Source organism: Rhodococcoides fascians A44A, assembly GCF_000760735.1.
Taxonomy (GTDB): domain Bacteria; phylum Actinomycetota; class Actinomycetes; order Mycobacteriales; family Mycobacteriaceae; genus Rhodococcoides; species Rhodococcoides fascians_E.
Genome location: NZ_JMEX01000005.1, coordinates 540,458 through 561,322 on the forward strand (window position 1 = coordinate 540,458; position 20,865 = coordinate 561,322).

General features: G+C 65.7%; 22 protein-coding genes. 6 read left to right on the top strand and 16 right to left on the bottom strand.

All coding sequences use genetic code 11. The features are described from left to right. From BH95_RS28185 to BH95_RS06335, 6 genes are all read right to left on the bottom strand, one after another. Window positions 1–533: regulatory protein RecX (locus BH95_RS28185; protein WP_080737986.1), on the bottom strand; the 533-nt coding region annotated here is incomplete at its 3' end. Between the two features lie 16 nt (window positions 534–549). Then, window positions 550–1,584, bottom strand: coding sequence for a recombinase RecA (recA, locus tag BH95_RS06315; protein WP_019664110.1), 1,035 nt, complete (start codon window positions 1,582–1,584; stop codon window positions 550–552). Between the two features lie 210 nt (window positions 1,585–1,794). Continuing rightward, a complete protein-coding gene (locus tag BH95_RS06320; RefSeq protein ID WP_019664112.1) occupies window positions 1,795–1,989 on the bottom strand; it encodes a DUF3046 domain-containing protein in 195 nt (64 codons plus the stop codon). Window positions 1,990–2,012: 23 nt separating this feature from the next. Beyond that, window positions 2,013–3,161 carry a glycosyltransferase gene (locus tag BH95_RS06325; protein WP_026347609.1) on the bottom strand — a complete coding sequence of 383 codons (1,149 nt, stop codon included), beginning with the start codon at window positions 3,159–3,161 and terminating at the stop codon, window positions 2,013–2,015. A gap of 22 nt (window positions 3,162–3,183) precedes the next feature. Then, a complete protein-coding gene (locus BH95_RS06330; RefSeq protein ID WP_037181397.1) occupies window positions 3,184–4,770 on the bottom strand; it encodes a glycerol-3-phosphate dehydrogenase/oxidase in 1,587 nt (528 codons plus the stop codon). After that, the gene (locus BH95_RS06335; RefSeq protein WP_020110215.1) at window positions 4,767–5,375 is read right to left on the bottom strand and encodes a TetR/AcrR family transcriptional regulator; all 609 of its coding nucleotides are present in this window, start codon (window positions 5,373–5,375) and stop codon (window positions 4,767–4,769) included. The genes BH95_RS06330 and BH95_RS06335 overlap by 4 nt, the downstream gene beginning before the upstream one ends. Before the next feature lie 130 nt (window positions 5,376–5,505). Here BH95_RS06335 and BH95_RS06340 point away from each other — a divergent pair, with 130 nt between their 5' ends. Both BH95_RS06340 and BH95_RS06345 read left to right on the top strand, forming a co-directional pair. After that, entirely contained in the window at window positions 5,506–7,095 is a 1,590-nt protein-coding gene (locus tag BH95_RS06340; protein WP_037181400.1) for an FAD-binding oxidoreductase, read from the top strand. Then, window positions 7,092–7,997 (top strand): diacylglycerol kinase, encoded by a 906-nt coding sequence (locus BH95_RS06345; protein WP_167336896.1) that lies wholly within the window; start codon window positions 7,092–7,094, stop codon window positions 7,995–7,997. The genes BH95_RS06340 and BH95_RS06345 overlap by 4 nt, the downstream gene beginning before the upstream one ends. On the opposite strand, the gene BH95_RS29010 is transcribed toward BH95_RS06345, so the two are convergent. From BH95_RS29010 to pgsA, 5 genes are all read right to left on the bottom strand, one after another. Then, the gene (locus tag BH95_RS29010; protein ID WP_037181405.1) at window positions 7,960–8,133 is read right to left on the bottom strand and encodes a hypothetical protein; all 174 of its coding nucleotides are present in this window, start codon (window positions 8,131–8,133) and stop codon (window positions 7,960–7,962) included. The two genes, BH95_RS06345 and BH95_RS29010, sit on opposite strands and share 38 nt — an antisense overlap. A 134-nt stretch (window positions 8,134–8,267) precedes the next feature. Further along, window positions 8,268–9,059, bottom strand: coding sequence for a phage shock envelope stress response protein PspM (pspM, locus tag BH95_RS06355; protein ID WP_052059972.1), 792 nt, complete (start codon window positions 9,057–9,059; stop codon window positions 8,268–8,270). 45 nt (window positions 9,060–9,104) lie between these two features. Next, window positions 9,105–9,923: a PspA/IM30 family protein gene (locus BH95_RS06360; protein WP_019664120.1), complete on the bottom strand. Its 819-nt coding sequence runs from the start codon at window positions 9,921–9,923 to the stop codon at window positions 9,105–9,107. A gap of 164 nt (window positions 9,924–10,087) precedes the next feature. Beyond that, on the bottom strand, window positions 10,088–10,459 hold the full coding sequence (locus BH95_RS06365) for a helix-turn-helix domain-containing protein (RefSeq protein WP_037181408.1): 372 nt from the start codon (window positions 10,457–10,459) through the stop codon (window positions 10,088–10,090). Between the two features lie 257 nt (window positions 10,460–10,716). Continuing rightward, window positions 10,717–11,337, bottom strand: coding sequence for a CDP-diacylglycerol--glycerol-3-phosphate 3-phosphatidyltransferase (pgsA, locus tag BH95_RS06370; protein ID WP_019664122.1), 621 nt, complete (start codon window positions 11,335–11,337; stop codon window positions 10,717–10,719). Between the two features lie 146 nt (window positions 11,338–11,483). Here pgsA and BH95_RS06375 point away from each other — a divergent pair, with 146 nt between their 5' ends. Both BH95_RS06375 and BH95_RS06380 read left to right on the top strand, forming a co-directional pair. Continuing rightward, complete coding sequence (locus tag BH95_RS06375; protein WP_020110219.1) at window positions 11,484–12,068, top strand: amino-acid N-acetyltransferase; 585 nt, start codon at window positions 11,484–11,486, stop codon at window positions 12,066–12,068. Window positions 12,069–12,111: 43 nt separating this feature from the next. Beyond that, window positions 12,112–12,393: a YciI family protein gene (locus tag BH95_RS06380; protein WP_019664124.1), complete on the top strand. Its 282-nt coding sequence runs from the start codon at window positions 12,112–12,114 to the stop codon at window positions 12,391–12,393. A 52-nt stretch (window positions 12,394–12,445) separates the two neighbouring features. Here BH95_RS06380 and BH95_RS06385 read toward each other — a convergent pair whose 3' ends face one another. Both BH95_RS06385 and BH95_RS06390 read right to left on the bottom strand, forming a co-directional pair. Further along, complete coding sequence (locus BH95_RS06385; protein ID WP_208601143.1) at window positions 12,446–15,148, bottom strand: FtsK/SpoIIIE family DNA translocase; 2,703 nt, start codon at window positions 15,146–15,148, stop codon at window positions 12,446–12,448. A gap of 60 nt (window positions 15,149–15,208) precedes the next feature. Further along, a complete protein-coding gene (locus BH95_RS06390; RefSeq protein WP_026347613.1) occupies window positions 15,209–15,832 on the bottom strand; it encodes a TIGR03085 family metal-binding protein in 624 nt (207 codons plus the stop codon). A 61-nt stretch (window positions 15,833–15,893) separates the two neighbouring features. On the opposite strand from BH95_RS06390, the gene BH95_RS06395 reads away from it, so the two are divergent. Then, window positions 15,894–16,673: a sulfite exporter TauE/SafE family protein gene (locus BH95_RS06395; RefSeq protein ID WP_019664127.1), complete on the top strand. Its 780-nt coding sequence runs from the start codon at window positions 15,894–15,896 to the stop codon at window positions 16,671–16,673. A 59-nt stretch (window positions 16,674–16,732) separates the two neighbouring features. On the opposite strand, the gene BH95_RS06400 is transcribed toward BH95_RS06395, so the two are convergent. The 3 genes from BH95_RS06400 to thyX form a co-directional block, all read right to left on the bottom strand. Next, window positions 16,733–18,571, bottom strand: coding sequence for a ribonuclease J (locus BH95_RS06400; protein ID WP_026347614.1), 1,839 nt, complete (start codon window positions 18,569–18,571; stop codon window positions 16,733–16,735). Further along, a complete protein-coding gene (gene dapA, locus BH95_RS06405) occupies window positions 18,568–19,476 on the bottom strand; it encodes a 4-hydroxy-tetrahydrodipicolinate synthase (RefSeq protein ID WP_019664129.1) in 909 nt (302 codons plus the stop codon). Before dapA ends, BH95_RS06400 begins: the two co-directional genes overlap by 4 nt. 72 nt (window positions 19,477–19,548) lie before the next feature. Further along, window positions 19,549–20,301 carry an FAD-dependent thymidylate synthase gene (gene thyX, locus BH95_RS06410; protein WP_026347615.1) on the bottom strand — a complete coding sequence of 251 codons (753 nt, stop codon included), beginning with the start codon at window positions 20,299–20,301 and terminating at the stop codon, window positions 19,549–19,551. A 101-nt stretch (window positions 20,302–20,402) separates the two neighbouring features. On the opposite strand from thyX, the gene BH95_RS06415 reads away from it, so the two are divergent. Continuing rightward, window positions 20,403–20,864, top strand: a complete 462-nt coding sequence (locus BH95_RS06415; RefSeq protein ID WP_037181411.1) for a toxin-antitoxin system HicB family antitoxin — start codon at window positions 20,403–20,405, stop codon at window positions 20,862–20,864. Window position 20,865: the final 1 nt, after the last annotated feature.

Here is a 20,865-nt window from a genome sequence, read left to right on the forward strand (position 1 = left end):
CCGTCGAAGTCTTCGGTTTCGGCTCCCAGACGGTCGAGCTGTTCCTTCACGACTGCAAATGCCATTCCCTGCGAGTAGCCGCGACGCGCGAGCATTCCAACGAGTCTGCGCACCACCTTGTCTCGCTCGGACCGCGCATCGGGACTCCCCGGCTCCGGGAGAGACATGGTCCGACACTTCTTCCGTACCAGTTCACTGGCGCGCTCGCGCTCGTCTTCGACATCGATCTGATCGAGTGCGATGCGAGCGAGGTCGTCGCTGACGCCCTTGGTGCGCAGTTCCCGACTCAGGACGTGTTTGCCTTTGCCGGAATACGTGTGCCGGGAATGCACCCACTGCTCCGCGAACGCTGCATCGTCGACCAATTTTGCTGTGGTCAGCCTGTCCAGCACCGCGGTTGCGACAGCGGGGGTGAATCCCTTCTTCGCCAAACGCGTTTCGAGTTCATGCCTGCTGCGTGCTCGGTCGGTCAGCAGCCGAAGGCAGACATCCTGCGCCTGCGCTTCGGTGCCACCACCTTCGCCTGAATCCACCGACAACTACCCAGACTTAGAACTCGACGGGCGCGGCTTCGTCGGTGGCCGTGACGTCGGCCCCGATCTGCAGCTTCTCCATGATCTTCTTCTCGATTTCGTCGCGGATGTCCGGGTTCTCGAGCATGAACTTACGAGCATTTTCCTTGCCCTGCCCGAGCTGATCGCCGTCGTAGGTGAACCAGGAGCCCGACTTGCGAATGAATCCGTGCTCGACGCCCATGTCGATGAGCGAGCCTTCACGGCTGATGCCCTTGCCGTACAGAATGTCGAACTCTGCCTGCTTGAACGGAGGCGCAACCTTGTTCTTCACGATCTTCACACGTGTGCGGTTGCCGACTGCGTCGGTGCCGTCCTTCAACGTCTCGATACGGCGAACATCGAGGCGAACGGACGAGTAGAACTTGAGTGCCTTACCGCCGGTGGTTGTCTCCGGGGAACCGAACATGACGCCGATCTTCTCGCGCAACTGGTTGATGAAGATGGCCGTGGTGCCGGAATTGCTGAGCGCACCGGTCATCTTTCGCAGCGCCTGGCTCATGAGGCGAGCCTGGAGACCGACGTGACTGTCTCCCATTTCGCCTTCGATCTCGGCGCGCGGCACGAGCGCAGCGACCGAGTCGATGACCAGAATGTCGAGCGCACCCGAGCGGATCAGCATGTCCGCGATTTCGAGCGCCTGCTCACCGGTGTCCGGCTGCGAGACCAACAGTGCGTCGGTGTCGACGCCCAGCTTCTGTGCGTAGTCCGGGTCCAGCGCGTGCTCGGCGTCGATGAACGCGGCGATACCGCCGTTGCGCTGCGCGTTGGCAACTGCGTGCAGTGCAACGGTGGTCTTACCCGAGGACTCCGGGCCGTAGATCTCGACGACTCGGCCACGCGGCAGTCCACCGATACCGAGCGCTACGTCCAGGGCGATCGACCCGGTGGGAATGACGGCGATCGGCTGACGAACCTCGTCACCGAGCCGCATCACCGATCCCTTGCCGAAGTTCTTGTCGATCTGCGCTAGTGCGAGATCGAGCGCTTTGTCGCGATCGTATGCAGGCATCGTGATCTCCTTGAGTGGTCTGTATCCGTGTGGTCTGTATCGGTGCGGTCTGTCAGCGTGGTTCGTAGTTCAGCGTGTTGTCGGTAACCGTAGAGCCACCCACCGACAGGTTCGATCCAGCCGCACTCGACGAGCCCAACCGAATGACACCCAGCATAGGCGAACACGTGTTCGATTGCGTCATCCGACACGCGGAAAGGCCGAGAATTGTCACCAGCGACTACGCGGCACGTCGAACTCCTTGCACAAAGCGCGCCAGACCTCACGCGGATCGACCCCGGCCTCTATCGCCTCGGCGCCGGTGAGCCCGTCGATTCCGGTGATGACGTGATCGACCAGGATCGAGTCACCCCGAATCTGGCCGAACTCCTCGACGAGCAGTTCACGGAATTCAGTCAATCGCACCGCACAACCGTACCGAAACCGTGTCAGGCGAGAGCAGCGCGGCACACCTCGACCGCATCGTCGACGTCGTGCGCGCCTGCCGCAGCGTCAGCAGCAGCGCGGGCGTAGGACGGGCCCCCCAACACTGCCCGCACGGCGGATCCGATCGACTCCGGGGTCGGCGGACGAACCACGATGGCGCTTCCCTGACGCTCGGCGCGGTTAGCCAGCTCCCATTGATCCCCGCCGCCCGGGACCGCGACCACCGGAACACCGTGGATCAGAGCCTTCGACAGGAGACCGTGCCCACTACCGCACACCACGACGTCGGCGGCGCGCAACAGCGCGTCCTGACGCCCGAGACCAGCTACGGCCCACGTCGGCAACGACGACGGAGGGTCGTCGAGTATCGACGCCACCACGCGAGTACCGCTGCCCTGCATTCCTTCCAACGTCATCTCGAGCATTCCCACCGCTCCGGTGAACGCCGTCGACGGCGCCACCATCACGACCGGACCGTCGCCGGGCGGAGGTTCGAGAACCTCGTTGGTCGGCTCCCAGTGCAAAGGGCCCACGACATGCGCCTCCGACGGCCAATCCGGCCTCGGGACTTCGAGAGCGGGGATCGTGGCGATCAGTCTGGCCTTCGGCCCCGGATCCTCCGCGGGAAGTCCGATACCGACCCGAGCCGCACTGCGCTGCGCTCGGCCTTGTGCGATCGACCGTCCGGTCGCGGCGCGCATCATCCGATCGCGAAGCCTACCGCGGAATCCGACGCCACACGCGAGACCACTTCCGATGGGCGGCAACCCTTTCGACGGCGAGTACAGCGGGTGAGGTGAGAGCTCCACCCAGGGAACACCGAGTTTCTCGGCCGCCATACCGCCTCCGGCAGTCAGTATGTCGGAGACGACGAGATCGGCCGATACAGACCGAAGATCCGGAAGAAACTCCGTCGCGACGAATGCGGCGCGCGAGTGAATTCGCTGGCCCGCGTCCATGTCGTCGTCCTCGGGCCGCGGAGCGAGACCCTCGAGCAACCGGGTGTCCACTCCGGCTGCCCGCGCACCGTCGATCCACCTGGAACCGGTGAACAACACCGGCTCGTCCCCCGCCTCGACGAACTTCAGGCACAGAGCTATCGCAGGAAAAGCATGGCCTGGGTCGGGGCCTGCCACTACCGCTACGCGCACAGGTTCAGCGTGCCACAGATGTTCACCGACGCGTGTGCAGGAACTGCTCGAGCGCTCGCTCCGCGGAGTCCACGGCTCGCGCCCGATCGACGTCCACCAGCCCGATCCTCGTGCGTCGGTCGAGGAGATCGCCCACGGACCGAGCACCCTCGTACTGCACCGAGAAGGCCAACTCCGCCTCACAGATGTCGATCCCCTCCGCTACCGGTGCCCACCCACCAGGCATCCGGTCCGCGAGCGCTCGAACGAGCATGGCGTCGGCACCGAACCGCCGGACCACGGACACCGGGGCGTCGATGGCATCGAGGGTCTGCTGCGTCGCGGCCCCCACGAGCGGAATCGATGCCGTGCGCGAAGGTCCGAGCGTCTCACCGAGAGCCGTCGCCACCACGTCGACGGCCTGCTCGGCCATCAACCGGTACGTCGTCAGCTTGCCGCCGACCACACCGACGGGTCCGGCACCGTCGTCGAGCACGGCGTGCCGACGGGACAGGTCGGCCGAAGCGCCGTCACCCGAGGCCAGCAGCGGACGCAGCCCGGCGAAGGATCCGATGACGTCGGCGCGCGTCGGCGCCGGGTCGACGACGGTGCCGAGAACTGCGAGCAGGAAGTCCACCTCCGTGTCCGAGGCGACGGGGACATCCGGTACCGGGCCCGAGGTCGCCTCGTCGGTCAATCCGACGTACACGCGGCCGAGCGGCGCTGGAAGTGCGAACACGAAGCGGTTGCGCTCACCGGGTATCGGGATGGTGAGCGAACAGTTCAGCCCGCCGAACGTCGAATCGTCGAAGACCAGGTGCGTCCCGCGGCTGGGACGCAGGGTGATTCGGGAGTCGATCTCACCAGCCCACACCCCTGCGGAGTTGACGACGATCCGCGCCCTGATGCGAGTACTCTCTCCGGACTCGGTATCGGTGATCCGAGCCGACGTTCGGTCCACGTCGGATGCGCCGAGTCCGGTCAGGACGGAGGCCCCGTACGACGCGGCTGTACGCGCAACGGCCACGACGAGTCGGGCGTCGTCGACCAACTGCCCGTCCCAGGATCGTGCGCCGCCGCGCAGTCCGCGACGCCGAACAGTGGGCGCGGCGTCGACCACGCTGCCTGCTCCGATCAGATCTGCGCGTGGCAGCAACGCCGCGGGCGTCCCGGCGGCCGCTCTGAGTGCATCTCCTGCGGCCTGCCCAGCCCTGATCACGACGGCATCGACCCGAGAGACCGACTCGTGCAACGGAATGATCGTCGGGAGGCGCCGAACCAGATGCGGCGCTGTACGGGTCATCAGGATCCCGCGCTCCACCGCACTCTCGTGGGCGATCCCGACGTGGCCCGACGCTAGATACCGCAGGCCGCCGTGGACCAGTTTGGAACTCCACCGGCTCGTCCCGAACGCCAGATCGTGCTTCTCGACGAGAGCAACGCTCAGCCCGCGCGACGCCGCGTCGAGCGCAACGCCTGCACCGGTGACGCCGCCACCCACGACCAGAACATCGACAACGTCACCGTCCCAGAGCTTTTCGAGATCGCGTTCACGTCGAGCGCCGTTCAGCGCCGAACTGCCGGAGGGGGCCGAACTGCTGGAAGGGGCCGAACTGCCGGAGGGTCTCACGGACCAGCCGGGCTGAGGTACGCGTCGACGGCGTAGGAGACTTCCGCGATCAACTCGTCACCGGGAATGCGCTGCGCGACCATGTTCGCCGATTGAACTGCGGACTGGACCATGAGAAGAACGACGGTCGCCAGATGAATCGTGTTTCCTGGGCGGATCGACGAGTCCCGTTGCCCTGCAGCCACGACGGGTGCGAGCGCGTCGATGATCAGCGACTGACTGGTGCCGAGCCGGTGGAGGATGTAGGTGGACAGGATGTCCGAGTCGGACTCGATGATCTTGACGAACAGCGGATGTGAACGCACCTTGTCCGCCACATCGCGTGCGGCGGAGGACACCTGTGGTCGGACAGGAGCGTCGAGATCGAACGACGGCATGACCGAACCGATCTCACGCGTCAGCAACGACGACACGACGGCCCGTGTGTCCGCCCAGCGCCGGTAGACCGTCGGCCGGCTGACCCCGGCACGTCGAGCGATCTCGGCGAGAGTGGTGCGCCGGACACCGTGTTCGAGGATGCAGGAACGCGCCGCGTCGAGCACCTGATCTTCGACGGAGGACGAATCCTTCACGGCAGACGAGCCTGCAACGGACTGGTCACTCACTGTCGGCACCTCGCTCGGTGGCCTCGAGAACTGAAAACCGAGACCGGGTTACAAATATGCAAGCTGTGTAACACTATAGATCATGCAGGAACATCCCCCGGTGGAGCTGCCCGGCGCGTCGCCCTCGACGATGGTCTGGGATGCGTGGGGAACCGCTGAGAACAAGCGCGTTCTGCCGTCCGAGGTTCGAGACCTGCTGCAGTCCGCGCTGGGCATCTCCCCCGCACCGGATCGGCCCGATCGGGAGGTTGCTCCGGTGCGGCTGACTCGGTCGCGCCTGACCGACGACCGACGCCGCGGTTTCGAGGACATCGTCGGTGTCGCATACATTTCCACCGACGACGATGTTCGACTTCGGTATCTCGGCGGCAAGAGCACGACCGATCTGCTGGCCCGGCGCCGCGGCGGGGTGCAGCACGCCCCGGACGCAGTCCTCTTCCCCGCGGATACGCAGCAGGTGGAATCCCTCCTCCGGTACTGCAGCGACTTCGCGATCGCCGTCGTTCCGTTCGGCGGTGGCACCAGCGTCGTCGGCGGAGTCGACCCGGTCCGCGAATGGTTCGACACCGTGGTCACGGTCAGCACACGTCGACTCGACGCACTGACCCATCTCGACGTCGAATCTCGCACCGCAACGTTGCTGGCGGGAGTCACCGGCCCGGAAGCCGAGGAGATGCTCGGCCGTCACGGCCTGACCCTCGGTCATTTCCCGCAGTCGTTCGCCTTCGCCAGCATCGGAGGATTCGCCGCGACGCGGTCGTCGGGCCAGTCGTCCTCGGGATACGGTCGTTTCGACGACATGGTCGAGGCGATGACCGTCGTCACCCCCGTCGGCACGACCGTCTGCGGACGAGCGCCTGCGTCGGCGGCGGGACCGGACCTGCGGCAGATCTTCCTCGGTTCCGAGGGCACTCTGGGAATCGTGACGTCGGTGACCGTACGAGTGCGGCCGATCCCTCGGTACACCGAGTATCGGTGCTGGCATTTTCCGGACTTCGCCTCCGGTCTCGAGGCACTGCGGCAGCTGTCGGTGGCACCGGGCAGACCGACGGTCGTGAGGCTGTCCGACGAAGCCGAATCCGCCATCGACGCCGCGCTGGCGGGACGGGCCGGGCAGGACGCAGAGCAGGGCGGGTGCACCGCCGTGGCGACGTTCGACTGCCCCGACGGCACAGCCGCCGCGATCGACGCTGCCGCGGCCGCAGACGTGGTGGTGATCGCCGCCGGCGGACGTGTGACGGACCCCGAGGGTGCCAGGCGATGGGAAGCGAAACGTTTCGATTCGCCCTATCTGCGTGACGCGCTGCTCGACGCGGGCGCTCTGGCCGAGACTCTCGAGACAGCGACGAGCTGGTCGAATCTGAGCGCGGTTCGCGCCCGGGTCACCACCGCTCTCGTCGAGGCGCTCACCGGGCTCGGCACTCCTCCGATCGTGATGTGTCATGTGTCGCACGTGTACGCCACCGGTGCGTCGCTGTACGTCACGGTGGTCTGCGCGGCAGCACCCGATGCGACGGCTCAGTGGACTACGGCGAAGCGTGCAGCGACGGCAGCCATCGTCAACAGTGGAGCGACCGTCACACACCATCACGCCGTGGGCCGCGACCACCGATCATGGATGCCCGACGAGATCGGACCTGTCGGGTCTGCTGTCCTTCGAGCAGTGAAGGTCGCCGTCGATCCCGCGGGAATTCTGAATCCTGGCAAACTGATTCCGTGACTGTCACGGTTCTGACGAACCCCACTGCAGGCCGTGGGCGCGGAGTCCGCGTGTCCACCGCCGTCGTTGCACGATTACGCGAGCGAGGCGTCGACGTCGTCACCATCGAGGGCAGAACTCCGGGCGAAGCACTCGATCAGGCCAAAAGAGCGGTCCGCACCGGGACCGACTGTCTCGTGGCCGTCGGGGGCGACGGACTGGTCAACCTCGCTCTGCAAGCAGTCGCCACGACCACGACCCCGCTGGCTGTCGCCCCTGCCGGGACGGGCAACGACTTCGCTCGCCTCGTCGGAATCCCGCTGGACGACCCGGTGGCGGCGGCGGACATCGTCATCGACGATCGACGCCGATCGCTCGACCTCGGGCGGGTGGGCAACAGATGGTTCGCGACCGTCCTGTCGAGCGGATTCGACAGTCTGGTCACCGAACGCGCCAACGGGATGAAGTGGCCGTCCGGCCCGTCGAAGTACAACATCGCAATGCTGCTGGAATTGAGCCGGTTTCGGACCATCAGGTACTCGGTCGAGCTCGACGGACACTCGTCGGACATCGATGCGACGCTGGTGACGGTCGGTAACGGCCCGTCCTACGGGGGCGGTATGGCGATCTGTCCCGGCGCCGTCGCCGACGACGGACTGTTCGACGTGACCATCGTCAGAGCCTCCAGCCGCAGTCGGTTGGTCCGCCTCTCCCCCACGTTGTACAAGGGCACGCACGTCGACCTTCCCGATGTCGAGACCCACCGCGCGGCCCGGGTCCGCCTCAGCGCTCCCGGGATGGTCGCGTACGCCGACGGGGAGAGGTTCACTCCGTTGCCGGTGCAGATCGACTCGATCCCCGGAGCCGTCACCGCCCTCGTGGGAACTACAGCTTGGTCAGATCGCGCTGATCGCCCGCGGTGATCGCCTTGACCAACCAGTAGATGCCGAACACGATTGCCGCTGTCACCGCCACCCAGAACAAGCCCTTGATCACCGTGCCGAGAACGGCGAACGCGAGCCAGACCAGGACGATGATGCCGAGAACTTTCCAGAACATGTGATTCCCTTTCCTTGGTGTGCTTCCGATCCTGGCATGCCGTGGACGCGAAAACACCACTCCAGCAGGGAGTTCAGGGAAAGATGGGGGAATACCCTTAAGTCTCGGAACGCGCACCCGAGGGCGCGGAAGCCTCAGGAGTGCCGGCCTCTGATCGCTGCCAGTTCTGCGAGCGCGCTGGCCCACCCCTCGAGACGATCGGTGGCAGACAACAACTCGGCTTTGCGTAGTTCCACCGCACTGCCGGGCAGGCCGCCCGGGCTCGTCAGACGTGCGGCTGCGGCGACGAGGTCCTCGAATTGGTCGACGCCCTTGTCCAACTCGACTGCGGCCGACGAAATGGTGGGCGACAGGTGCGAGGCAGCTCGGGCGCTTCCCTCCGCCGCACGTTCCAACGACGAGATGTCCGCAGCCATGTCGCGCAGCGTACGGGCGGCGGCGTCGGCGACGTCCGTGATGTCGGATACCTCTGCCGAGTCGACGAACTCGGACCGAGTGAGAATCCCCACCAGCTCGTACAAGCTGTTCTGAGCGCCCACGAGCCTGCGCACGGGTTCGTAGGACGCGGACGACTTGGGCGGCAGCGTCGCTCTGCCAGGGCGCGCTGCTGGAAGGGGCTGCGCGCGTAGACGCCGGTAACGACCGAACGCCAACACCGCCGGGACGGCGAGGACGGCCGCGCCACCTCCGCCGGCGAGCAATGTCCACTCGGGAGCCGAGGCAACGGCCAGACCCGCGGTCGATGCGGCGGACACACCGGACGCGCTACCCAACCACGTGCCCCGCCGACGAGCTCGCTTGATCCGTCGGAGATGTTTCTGCCGGGGATCGTTCCATCGACCGACCGCGTCGACGGCGGACTCGACGGACCGTCGAGCCGTGTCGGTGGCGGCACGCACCATCGAGACGGACTCGGACACGGGCATGGCCGACCACTTTCGTGACCGGCCATGCTGTTCGTTCGTCACGAGCTACTGGTTCTGTGCCGGGGGCTCGGGGGTGGCGTTCGGAGCCTTCTGGATCGACGGCTTGGGCGCCGCTGCGGAATTGCCGGAAGGAAGGGAATCCCCCGCCATGGATGCGCGGATCTGCTCCAGACGGCTGTGTCCGGCCATCTGCACCGACGCCTGCTGGACCTCCATCATCCGACCGGACACCGAGTTCTGTGCAAGCTCGGCGGAACCGAGTGCATCTGCGTAGCGACGCTCGATCTTGTCGCGGACCGCATCGAGGCTGGGGGTGTTGCCCGGCGCCGACAGCGTGCTGTCCATGGAGCGCAGCGATTCGCTGACCTTCTCCTGCATCTTGGCCTGTTCGAGCTGGCTGAGAAGCTTGGTGCGCTCGGCGACCTTGGCTTGCAGCGCCATCGCGTTCTGCTCGACGGCCTTCTTGGCCTGCGACGCTGCCTGCAGCGACTGATCGTGCAGGACCTTGAGGTCCTCGACGCCCTGCTCGGCCGTGACGAGCTGTGCGGCGAACGCTTCGGCGGCGTTGGTGTACTGCGTTGCCTTGTCCACGTCGCCGGCTGCCGCGGCCTGATCTGCCAACGTGACAGCCTGACGGGCGTTCGCGTTCAGCTTCTCTACCTCGTCGAGCTGACGGCTCAGCTTCATCTCCAGCTGACGCTGGTTGCCGATCACCGACGCAGCCTGCTGGGACAGCGCCTGGTGCTGCCGCTGCGCGTCCTCGATGGCCTGCTGAATCTGAACCTTGGGGTCGGCCTTCTCGTCGATCTTGGAGTTGAAGAGGGCCATCATGTACTTCCAGGCCTTGACGAAAGGATTAGCCATGGGTTGATCCTGCCTCCATATCGAGCGCCGGGTTCGCGCATAGGGGGTCAGCTGAGGTGTACAGCGACCGTCGAAGAACTGCCAGTGACACGAGAATACTGGTCTGGTCGGTTTGTCGTGAGTGTCGATTCCACCCTAGCGGTACCAAGCCTCATGTCTGCCGTTCAGGCAGCGGCAAGAGCACGCGCGGGCGCAGGAATGACAACGCGAGTGTCGTCGGCAATCCGAGGTGACGCGGCGTCCACGCCTGCCGCATCCACCCCCACGGCAGCATCCGCATCGGCGGCACGGGCAGCAAGCGTCGATTCCGACAGCGACTCGCTGACGTCGCTCATGACGTCGGCGAGGGGGACGGCCAACGCGTCGCAGATCGCGTTGAGCAGTTCACTCGACGCTTCCTTGCGGCCGCGTTCGACCTCGGAGAGGTAACCGAGGCTCACCCGTGCGGTGTTGGAGACCTCGCGCAGGGTCCGGCTTTGCGCAACGCGAGTGCGCCGCAGACTGTCGCCGAGTGCTTCACGCAATAGCAGCGCCATCTCGCTCCTCCTCGTTCTTCGTCATCTGTGGTTCTTCGTCATCTGTGGTTCTTCGTCATCTGTGGTTCTTCGTCATCTGCGGTTTTTGTTCATCTGTACGTACGGGGCGTTCATCTTCAGCTACAACGAAGGACCGTGCTCGATTGGTTCCCGACCCTATACGGCCGTGTTCTCGATTACCCGTCGAAGCACCGACGACACACCTTTTCGGACCGTATTTCGAGCGCGGGCTTCGTCAGCCCGGCTCAGGGGGTCGGTCACGAGGTGACGCCTCGCCTGAGCCTGATTGCCTGGACGATGTAATCGAGGCCCGTGTACACGGTGAGCACGACGGCGGCGCCCATCAGTGTCACCGACACGAAGCGCACGTCATCCGGGAGAGGGAACAGATAGAACCCGATCGCGAAGCTCTGCACCAGGGTCTTGATCTTGCCTCCCCGCCCCGCCGGTATCACGCCGTGACGGATCACGATGAACCGTACGAGCGTGATCCCGATTTCGCGGGCCGCGATCACGATGGTCACCCACCAGGGCAGGTCTCCCAGAATCGAGAGCCCGACGAGGGCCGCACCGATGAGGGCTTTGTCCGCGATGGGATCAGCCATCTTGCCGAAATCGGTCACCAGTCCGTACTTGCGCGCCAGCTGGCCGTCGATTCGATCGGTGATGGCAGCCACGGCGAACACGACGGTTGCCGCGATTCGCCACGTCGTGTCGTGACCGTCGCCGGCGAACAGCACGACGAGGAACACAGGGACGAGCGCGATGCGGAGAACAGTGAGGACGTTGGCGATGTTGAGGATCGGGACGACCTCGGTACTGCCGGTCGCAGAATTGCCGTGCGGCAACTGCGGCGTCGGTGGTACGCGTTCGGTCATGCCGTACCGATCCGTCGAAGTGCGTGCTGTCGAAGTGCGTGCTGTCGGAGTACGTGTCGGCACAGGTGTCCCGGTAGTGCGACGGCGAGTTCGGAGACGGACACACCAGAAGAATATCTGCTCACCTGTTGGCTACTGTTCACCACATGACTTCTGCGCCGAACCGGGCGAGTCGAGACGATCTCGACACCTCCTCGGACCCAGCCTCGAACACCGCACAGTCTTCCCACGGAGGCGACGATCTGGTGATTCGACGAGCACGGACGTCCGACATCCCGGAGGTCAAACGACTGATCGACATCTACGCGGGCAAGATTCTCCTCGAGAAGAACCTGGTGACCCTGTACGAGGCGGTCCAGGAATTCTGGGTCGCGGAACGCGCGGGCACGGTCATCGGCTGCGGCGCGTTGCACGTGTTGTGGGCCGATCTCGGCGAAGTACGCACCGTCGCGGTCGACCCGTCGGCCAAGGGACACGGTGCGGGCCACCTGATCGTCGACAAGCTCGTGCAGGTCGCCCGCGAACTGTCGTTGCAGCGTCTGTTCGTCCTGACCTTCGAGATCGACTTCTTCGCCCGGCACGGGTTCGTCGAGATCGACGGCACGCCGGTCACCGCGGAGGTGTACGCCGAGATGTGCAGGTCCTACGACACCGGTGTCGCGGAGTTCCTCGACCTCAGCTATGTGAAGCCCAACACACTGGGCAACACCAGGATGCTGCTGTCTCTCTGACAGGATTTCATCGTCCCGCAGTTCGAAGACGAAGGAATCTCACATGGCACTGTTCGCCGTCCACTACACCTATTCGCCCAGCACCACCGACGGCCGCGACACCCACCGCGCGACGCATCGTGCGTGGCTCGCCGATCTGCTCGAGCAGAACGTGCTGGTGTCGTCCGGTCCGTACGTCGACGGTAGCGGCGCGCTCATCATCGTGGAGGGAACCGACACCGCGTCGGTGGCCACGCTGTTCGAGCAGGATCCGTTCGCCGTGGAGAACCTCGTGGAGACGTCCACGATCGTCGAGTGGAAGCCGGTCATGGGCGCCCTGTCCTGACACTGCGTCAGGACCCGCACGCTCCGCGTGCTCGGCACCCGGTGACGCGCCGTCAGTCCTCTGCCGGTGCGTCGTCCGGGTCGCCGCCCCTGATCGACCACAGCAAGCCGTCGAGCTCGTCGGGCTTGATCAACACCTCGCGGGCCTTGGAGCCTTCGCTCGGCCCGACGACGCCACGATTCTCCATGAGGTCCATCAACCGTCCCGCTTTGGCGAATCCGACGCGGAGCTTGCGCTGCAGCATCGATGTCGACCCGAACTGGCTGGTGACCACCAGCTCGACTGCCTGCAGCAACACGTCGAGATCGTCGCCGATATCCGGGTCGACGTCCTTCTTGTCCGACGCCTTGGCCGCGGTGACCGTCTCGTTGTACTCCGGCTCCGCCTGGTTCTTGGCGAAGTCGACGACGGCCGAGATCTCCTCGTCGGTGATGAACGCTCCCTGCAGACGGGTCGGCTTGCCGGCACCCATGGGCAGGAACAACGCGTCGCCCATGCCGATGAGCTTTTCCGCACCCGCCTGATCGAGGATGACCCGCGAGTCGGTCAACGACGACGTCGCGAACGCCAGACGTGACGGCACGTTGGTCTTGATCAGACCCGTCACGACGTCCACCGACGGCCTCTGCGTGGCCAGCACCAGGTGGATGCCGGCAGCACGCGCCTTCTGGGTGATGCGGACGATCGCGTCCTCCACATCGCGGGGCGCCGTCATCATCAGGTCGGCCAGTTCGTCGACGATCGCGAGGATGTACGGGTACGGGCGGTACACCCGCTCGCTTCCCAGCGGTGCGGTGATCTCGCCCGAACGCACCTTCTTGTTGAAGTCGTCGACGTGGCGCACCTTGTTGACCTGCATGTCCTGGTAGCGCTGTTCCATTTCCTCGACCAACCACGCCAAGGCTGCCGCGGCCTTCTTGGGTTGCGTGATGATCGGGGTGATGAGGTGCGGAATGCCCTCGTACGGCGTCAACTCGACCATCTTCGGGTCGATCAGAATCATCCGAACCTCGTCGGGCGTGGCTCGCGCCAGCAACGACACGAGCATCGAGTTCACGAAGCTCGACTTACCGGAACCCGTCGAACCCGCGACCAACAGGTGCGGCATCTTCGCCAGGTTCGCGCTGACGAAATCGCCTTCGATGTCCTTGCCGAGGCCGATCACCAGAGGATGGTGGTCCTTGCGGGTCGACGGAGCGGTGAGCACGTCGGCGAGTCGCACCATCTCGCGGTCGGAGTTGGGCACCTCGATACCGACGGCGGACTTGCCGGGGATCGGGGCGAGCAGTCGGACGTTGTCCGTCGCGACTGCGTACGCGATGTTGCGGTGAAGGGCCGTGATCTTCTCGACCTTGACGCCCGGTCCCAGCTCGACTTCGTAGCGCGTCACCGTCGGACCGCGAGTGAATCCGGTGACGGCTGCGTCGATCTTGAACTGTTCGAGGACCTCGGAGATGGCCTCGATCATCGCGTCGTTCGCTTGACTGCGGGTCTTCGGCGGATCGCCGTCGATCAGCAGTGACAGCGACGGCAGCGTGTAATCACCGTCGACGACGCGGTCGACGACGATCTTGTCCTCGTCCGCGGCGGGCTTCGGCTCGGCCGCCTTGACGACGGGCTTGGGCCGGGGCCGCGGTGGCGCCGTCGGTGGCTCGAGCGGAAGTTCGGGTTCCGACGCGACCGGTTCGATCACCTCGGTCGGCAGTTGCTCTGCGGCGGGCTTGCGGGCGCGGGATTTCTTGACCGGGATGTACTCCTCGGTCGGGTAGTTGCCGTAGGGGTCTCCACCGAGATGCCCGGCAGCGTTGTCCACGGGGTAGCCGTCGGCGTCGAAGGCCGCCGCGTCGTAGTCCCCGTATCGACCGTCGCCGTAGTCGTTGTCGCCGAACTCCGAACCGTAGTCGGCTGGGTCGTAGTCGCCGTACTCGTCACCGCGGCTGTCGGTCCCGAACAGCGACCGGAGGCGATCCGGAACGTCCCGCACGGTTGTCCCGGTCAGAAGCAGCACGCCGAACAGACCGGCCAACAGCAGCAATGGCACGGCCAGCCACACGGTCAGACCGTCGGCGATCGGTCCACCTGCGACGTACCCGACGAATCCTGCCCCCGACGCGCGACCCTCGGCGTCCGTCGGCGACCCCGCCGCCATGTGCCAGAGACCGAGGATCGGGAGAACCAGCAGGATCGAGCCCAGGACCAGTCGCGGACGGATGTCCGGATTCGGTTCGGTCCGCATGAGCAGTACGGCCACGCCGACACCGAGAACCGGCACGATGTATCCGGCGTCACCGACGATCGCTCGGACAGCTATCTCGATCCACTCGCCTACCGGGCCGCCGGCCGAGAACCAGACTGCCGCGGCAACGACGACGCTGACGGCGATCAAGCCGAGAGCAAGTCCGTCACGGCGATGACCGTGCTCGATGTCCTTGGCCTTGCTGACCGTACGGGTGGTGGCCCCTACCCCCCGGGCAGCCATCGACCACCCGGACGACATACCGCGCCCGACGGCGGACATCACTCCAGCCGACTTCTTCTTGGGCGGCCGCCTCGATCCCGATCCGCGCGGCGGCGCATTCCGTGGCGCTGCGTTTCTCGGCGCCGCCTTGCGGGGCGCTGTCGGCTTTTTCGGCGTGGTCACCGTGCGTGCGGTTCGCCCTCCGGACGGCTTGCGTGATCCCCCCGAAGCACGCGATGTCGACGAACCTCCGGCGCTGCCGGCGTTCGAACTCCGTGTGCTGGTCTTTCCTGCCATGGCCCCTAGGTTAGTCGCAAGGGCCCCTTCGAAACCATCCGCAACACGAGTAACAGCCCGTCAGAAACTTCGATCCAAGCCTTCGACGGCCTCGACGGACGACGCGTTTCCGGTCCTGTCGAGGTGAACCTCGCTTCGCCCGAACGCGTGAAGCAGCAGCTCCGACGGCCGACCCACCAGCACGACCTGTTCTCCCCCGCCTCGTTTCACCGTGACCGAGCGTCCGTCGAGGGTCTCGAGCACCACGCCTACCGGCGACCGCCGATACGCGAGGCGTCCCACGACCGTCGCGAGCCTCCACAGACGATTCTGGAGATCGGCGGACAGCAACCTGGGCGACCATCCGGACTGGGCGCGCCGGACATCCTCGTGGTGAACGAACATCTCACCGACGTTGACCAGGGGGTCCAGGATCTTGAACGGCGACCACACCGGTGGCCCGGCCGCGATCTCCGCCACGAGTTCGGAGAACGGCCGGCGTGCCACCTCGTTCTGAACCTTCTGCGTGTAGGAGTCGAACAGCGGCAGGAGTATCCCGGGCGCCGCATCCAACCTCCGCTCGCGGACGACGAGATGGGCCGCGAGATCCCGCGTCGTCCAGTCGCCGCACAGCGTCGGCGCGGACTCACCCGCTGCCGTCAAACTCAGTACCAGTTCTGCGCGTTCGTGCTGTGCAAGGGTCACATCGATCCACCGTACGTGCCCGCTGCCCTGCGCGGCCGTCACGGACCGTAATCTCGGATCGGTGCCGATCTCCGAAATTCTCGTCATTCTCGTTGCCGGCTTCGGCGCAGGTGCCATCAACGCCGTGGTGGGATCGGGGACGCTGATCACGTTTCCGACTCTGGTCGCTTTCGGTTACCCGCCCGTCGTGGCCACGATGTCGAACGCAATAGGGCTGGTCGCAGGGAGCGTATCGGGTACCTGGGGCTATCGACGGGAGCTCGCGGGTCAGTGGTCGCGGCTGCGATGGCAGATGCCTGCGTCGTTCTTCGGTGCGCTCGGTGGCGCGTGGCTGCTGCTTCACCTGCCCCCGTCGGTGTTCAGCGCTGTCGTTCCGGTTCTGCTGATCGGCGCACTCGTCCTGGTGGTGGCGCAGCCGAGCATCCAGGGGTGGGCCAGACGGCGTTCCGAGGCGGCGGGAGTCGCGGTGGACCACGTCAGCCGAACGAAGCTGACCCTGCTCACCATCGGGACGTTCGTGGTGGGAATCTACGGCGGCTACTTCACCGCAGCGCAGGGCATCCTCCTGATCGGCGTCATGGGAGTCCTTCTACCGGACTCGATGCAGCGCATGAATGCCGCCAAGAACTTGCTGTCGCTCATCGTGAACGTCGTCGCCGCGGTCACCTACACCATCGTGGCGTTCGACGACATCAGTTGGGCCGCGGCAGGATTGATTGCAGCTGGATCTCTCGTGGGCGGATCCGTCGGCGCACGCTACGGCCGGAAGTTGTCCCCGTGGGCGCTGCGGATCACCATCGTCGTGATCGGCCTCATCGGCCTGTGGCGGTTGCTGGCCTGACGCGTCCACGCGTCAGACCAGCAAGCGCCGGTGCAGATCGTACGAAGTGTCGTACGACGCTACTTCTGGCCGACCGCCATGACGGTCGGGACGATCATCGGCTTGCGACGGTACTTGTCGGCAACCCACCGACCGACCACGCGGCGAACTGCCTGCGCGATGCGGTGGGTGTCGGTGACCCCGTCGGACGCCAGTCTCTGCAGTTCCGCTTCGACGAGCTGAGCCGCTTCCTTGAGCGCAGCCGGATCGTCGGAGAAGCCGCGACCGGACACCTCGGGAGTCGTGATGGCACGGCCGGTCGTCGAATCGACGGCCACGGTGATGGCGATGAATCCACCCTCACCGAGCACGAGGCGGTCGGACAGGGTCGAATCGCCGACGTCTCCGACGGACAGGCCGTCGACGTAAACGTGACCGACGGGCACCTGACCGACGATGCGGGCCAGTCCGTCGACCATGTCGACGACGACGCCGTCCTCGGCCAGAACGACACGGTCCTCGGCGACACCGGTGGCTTTGGCGAGTGCAGCGTTGGCGCGCAGGTGTCGCCATTCGCCGTGCACGGGCATCGCGTTGGTGGGGCGCACCGCGTTGTAGAGGTAGAGCAGCTCACCCGCGGATGCGTGGCCCGAAACGTGGACCTTGGCGTTCTGCTGGGTCACGACGGTCGCGCCGCGCTTGGCGAGGCCGTTGACGACCGCGAAGACGGAGTTTTCGTTGCCGGGAATCAGCGACGACGCGAGAACCACCAGATCATTGGCCTTGACGTTGATCTGACGGTGCTCACCACGGGCCATGCGCGACAATGCCGACAGTGGCTCGCCCTGTGAACCGGTGGAGATCAGCACCAGGCGATCGTCGGGGAGCGTCGCTGCGGTGTCGATGTTCACCTCCAGGCCGTCGGGCACCCGCAGGTAGCCGAGATCCTGGGCGATCTGCATGTTCCGCACCATCGACCGACCGACGAATGCGACGCGACGGTTGTATCGCTCGGCGACGTCGATGACCTGCTGGATGCGGTGCACGTGGCTCGCGAACGACGCGACGATGACTCGCTGCTTGGCCTTGCCGATGACGGTGTCGAGTACGCCACCGATCTCACGCTCGGGCGTGACGAATCCAGGCACCTCGGCGTTCGTGGAGTCCACGAGGAACAGATCGACGCCCTCGTCGCCCAGCCTGGAGAAACCTGCGAGGTCGGTGAGTCGGCCGTCGAGCGGCAGCTGGTCGAGCTTGATGTCGCCGGTGTGCAGCGCGAGACCGGCGTCGGTGCGGATCGCGATGGCGAGCGCGTCGGGAATCGAGTGGTTGACGGCGAAGTACTCGCATTCGAAGGGCCCGTGCTTGGTCTTCTGGCCTTCGATGACCTCGACGAGGTTCGGGCGCAGGCGGTGCTCGCGACATTTGGCTGCGACCAGGGCCAACGTGAACTTGGAGCCGATGACGGGCAGGTCGGGCCGCAACCGGAGCAGGAACGGGACCGCGCCGATGTGGTCTTCGTGGCCGTGGGTGAGGACGACGGCTTCGACGTCGGCCATTCGGTTCTCGATGTGCCGGAAGTCGGGCAGGATCAGGTCGACGCCTGGCTGCTGGTCCTCGGGGAACAGGACGCCGCAGTCGATGATCAGGAGTTTGCCCTGATGCTCGAACACGGTCATGTTGCGACCGATCTCACCGATTCCGCCGAGGGCGACGATGCGGAGGCCCTTGAACGGGGCCTTCGGCGGCGTCCCGAGGCGGTCGGTCGGATCGACCTCACGGCGGGTGTCCGGGCGCTGTGTGCGCGCGGAATTCTGCACCACAGGTTTTCCTGCGGATTTGGCAGGCTGCGCCGGCCGTTCCGCAGGGGGGCCCGCGCTTCGGGTTGCGCGGCCTCGTGAACGTGCTGGTCTACTCATACAAGGACTCCTGCTGCCCGCAGATCTGCTGCGAGCAATTCGATTTGGTCGATGCTCGGTGGCACCTGGGGAAGTCTGGGATCACCGACGTCGAGTCCGATGAGGCGCAGCCCGGCCTTGGATGCGGTGACGCCACCGAGGCGCGCTACCGATCGAATGACGGGGATGAGGCTTGCGTTGATGGCGCGGGCGCGGGCGACGTCGCCGACCATGAACGCGGAGTGCAGTTCCCGCAGGCGTGCGGGAACGAGATGTCCGATGACGCTGACGAATCCGGTGGCACCGACGGACAGCCACGGCAGATTGAGCGGGTCGTCGCCCGAGTAGAACTGCAAGCCGGTGGTCGCGATGAGCTCCGCGCCCGCGTTCAGGTCGCCCTTGGCGTCCTTCACCGCGATGATTCTCGGGTGCTCGGACAGGCGACGCAACGTGTCCGTCTCGATGGGTACGACCGACCGGGGTGGAATGTCGTACAGCATGACGGGCAGGTCGGTCGCGTCGGCGACCGCGGTGAAATGGGCGTACAGCCCGGCCTGAGGCGGGCGCGAGTAGTACGGCGTCACGACGAGCAGGCCGTGCGCACCTGCGCGCGCGGCGTCGCGAGCCAGTTGGACGCTGTGCGCCGTGTCGTTGCTTCCGGCACCGGCGATGATCCGTGCACGATGGCCCACCGCGGCGATGACGGCCCGCATCAGTTCGAGCTTCTCGTTCTCGGTGGTGGTCGGCGACTCTCCGGTCGTGCCGGCCAGAACCAAGCCGTCGTGGCCTTGCTCCACCAGGTGGTGTGCCAACCGGACTCCGGCGTCGACATCGAGCTTTCCGTCGGCCGTGAACGGCGTCACCATTGCGGTGAGCACCGTGCCGAACGCCGGTAGTCCTCGAGGAGCGGCATCACCGTATGTCATGGTCAGAAAGGCTACCCGGTACGCGGAGCCCTACCTGCCGGTGGGACGGGAGTTCACTTCCGTGGCGTGGCATCACACCTCGGTGACGAACGGACTGTGCGCTACTTCCGAGCCGTCGGGCAGCGTCGCGATCTCGTAGTCACCGAACACGTCGGGTGCGACGGTGGTCAGTTGCCGCAGGCATTCCACGGCGACACGGCGAATTTCGACGTCGGCGTGCTCGGATGCGCGCATCGCCACGAAGTGACGCCAGGCTCGGTAGTTACCGGTGACGACGACCTTGGTCTCGGTGGCGTTGGGAAGTACCGAACGCGCGGCCTGCCGAGCCTGCTTGCCACGTAGAGCGGCGCCGGTCACGCCGTCCAACTTCTGTTCGAGTGCGCCGAGAAGCTCGACGTATGCTGCCCGGCTCTGTTCCGTCGCCTCCAGGAAAAGCGCTTCCAGCTCCGGATCACCGTCGATGGCCGGAGGCACGATCACCTTGGCCTCACGCTCGGGTACGAATCTCTGCGAGAGCTGGGAGTAGGAGAAGTGCCTGTGACGGATCAGCTCGTGGGTACACGAGCGCGAGATCCCGGTGATGTAGAAGCTCACCGACGCGTGCTCGAGAACGGAGAGGTGGCCGACGTCGAGCAGATGCCGGAGGTAGGACGCGTTGGTCGCGGTCCGAGGATTGGGCTTGGACCAGCTCTGATAGCACGCCCGGCCCGCGAACTCCGCAAGTGCTTGGCCGCCGTCGGCGTCGGTCTCCCACGGAATGTCCTCCGGTGGCACGAAATCGGTCTTCGCGACCAACTGCACCTTCAGTGACACCGTCTTCGACACGTCGGTTTTCCTTTGCTCGAGCTGCACCGATACACCCGAACACTATCGATGCGTCATACTGACGCCTTGCATGACACCATTTCTGACGCCACAATGGCGTCATGGAACTCGACACGTACACCTCGCCCCTTCGAGCCGATCTACTCGCCGCGGCAGCGCTCGGCGACGAACACACCAGGAAGACCGCCGAGGCACTCGGATCCGCGGCGCAGGCGTCGGCCAGGCTCATGCTGCTGCAAGCACTGTCCGACTTCGCCGACGAGGTCACCGCACAGCTGAACGGCCCGACGGTGCATGTGCGCATCGCCGGTACGCAGGCGGTAGCCGATGTCACCGTGGCACCTGACTCCGGCACGCCGGACGATCGCGCCGCCGCCGAGGACTATCCGACGATGGACGACGTCACCGGCGAGATGCGCCGGGTGACGCTGCGGGTGGTCGAGCAGGTGAAGGAACGCGCGGAGGAAGCCGCATCGATGAACGGCGTGTCGCTCAACTCGTGGCTTTCGCAGGCAGTTCAGGGAGCGCTGCGTGATCAGATGCGCAAGGACCGCCCCTTCTGAT

What these genes read in the sequence shown, in the direction of transcription:
- BH95_RS06360 (WP_019664120.1), bottom strand. Translation starts at nt 9,923, where the DNA reads ATGGCTAATCCTTTCGTCAAGGCCTGGAAGTACATGATGGCCCTCTTC.
- pspM (WP_052059972.1), bottom strand. Translation starts at nt 9,059, where the DNA reads ATGCCCGTGTCCGAGTCCGTCTCGATGGTGCGTGCCGCCACCGACACG.
- BH95_RS06340 (WP_037181400.1), top strand. Translation starts at nt 5,506, where the DNA reads ATGGTCTGGGATGCGTGGGGAACCGCTGAGAACAAGCGCGTTCTGCCG.
- BH95_RS06365 (WP_037181408.1), bottom strand. Translation starts at nt 10,459, where the DNA reads ATGGCGCTGCTATTGCGTGAAGCACTCGGCGACAGTCTGCGGCGCACT.
- recA (WP_019664110.1), bottom strand. Translation starts at nt 1,584, where the DNA reads ATGCCTGCATACGATCGCGACAAAGCGCTCGATCTCGCACTAGCGCAG.
- BH95_RS06415 (WP_037181411.1), top strand. Translation starts at nt 20,403, where the DNA reads ATGGAACTCGACACGTACACCTCGCCCCTTCGAGCCGATCTACTCGCC.
- BH95_RS06385 (WP_208601143.1), bottom strand. Translation starts at nt 15,148, where the DNA reads ATGGCAGGAAAGACCAGCACACGGAGTTCGAACGCCGGCAGCGCCGGA.
- BH95_RS06375 (WP_020110219.1), top strand. Translation starts at nt 11,484, where the DNA reads ATGACTTCTGCGCCGAACCGGGCGAGTCGAGACGATCTCGACACCTCC.
- dapA (WP_019664129.1), bottom strand. Translation starts at nt 19,476, where the DNA reads ATGACATACGGTGATGCCGCTCCTCGAGGACTACCGGCGTTCGGCACG.
- BH95_RS06400 (WP_026347614.1), bottom strand. Translation starts at nt 18,571, where the DNA reads ATGAGTAGACCAGCACGTTCACGAGGCCGCGCAACCCGAAGCGCGGGC.
- BH95_RS06380 (WP_019664124.1), top strand. Translation starts at nt 12,112, where the DNA reads ATGGCACTGTTCGCCGTCCACTACACCTATTCGCCCAGCACCACCGAC.
- BH95_RS29010 (WP_037181405.1), bottom strand. Translation starts at nt 8,133, where the DNA reads ATGTTCTGGAAAGTTCTCGGCATCATCGTCCTGGTCTGGCTCGCGTTC.
- pgsA (WP_019664122.1), bottom strand. Translation starts at nt 11,337, where the DNA reads ATGACCGAACGCGTACCACCGACGCCGCAGTTGCCGCACGGCAATTCT.